The sequence below is a fragment of the Stenotrophomonas chelatiphaga genome, from assembly GCF_001431535.1.
GTDB lineage: Bacteria > Pseudomonadota > Gammaproteobacteria > Xanthomonadales > Xanthomonadaceae > Stenotrophomonas > Stenotrophomonas chelatiphaga.
In genome coordinates this window covers 1-519 of record NZ_LDJK01000124.1, presented here as the reverse complement: position 1 = coordinate 519, position 519 = coordinate 1, and the positions used below count along the sequence as shown (strand labels likewise).

Below are 519 nucleotides of genomic sequence, written 5' to 3'. Positions count from 1 at the left end.
GCACGATTTCCGCCGTTACCAGGACGGCAAGGAAGCGCCCTACGTCCGGCCGTTCATCGGCTGGGTGGAGCAGCGCCTGGCCGATGACGACGTGGAGGCACTGCTCGACTACCGGGCCCGGGCGCCGGGGGCCGTGCAGGCGCATCCCAGCGACGAGCATCTGCAGCCGCTGCACTTCGCCATGGGCGCGGCAGGCGAGGGCGGACTGGGTGCACGACGCATCGACGCGGGCATCGATGCCGGCATGCTGGCGATGGATCTGTACCGCTTCGACGGCGCCGGCGGTTTGCTGTCGCCCCGCTGAGCCCATGCGATGCAGGCGTGGGCCTGATCGCCGGGTTGTGCTAGTTTTTTCCGGTTACTGGCGCCTTGGCCGCATGGCCATCCCTCCCCTCGTTGGCGCCGTCATCTGGATGATGCATGCACACCATTGAAGTGGTCCTGGCGATGCTGGTCGCCGTCGTGGCCAGCGGTTACCTGGTCCGCGTCCTGCCGTTTTCGCTGCCGTTGCCGCTGGTG

General features: G+C 68.0%; 1 pseudogene. It reads left to right on the top strand.

Features of this window, described 5'->3' with window-relative positions:
* A pseudogene (locus ABB28_RS17395) lies at positions 1 to 304 on the top strand (dioxygenase); the annotation flags it as partial.
* Positions 305 to 519 lie beyond the last annotated feature (215 nt).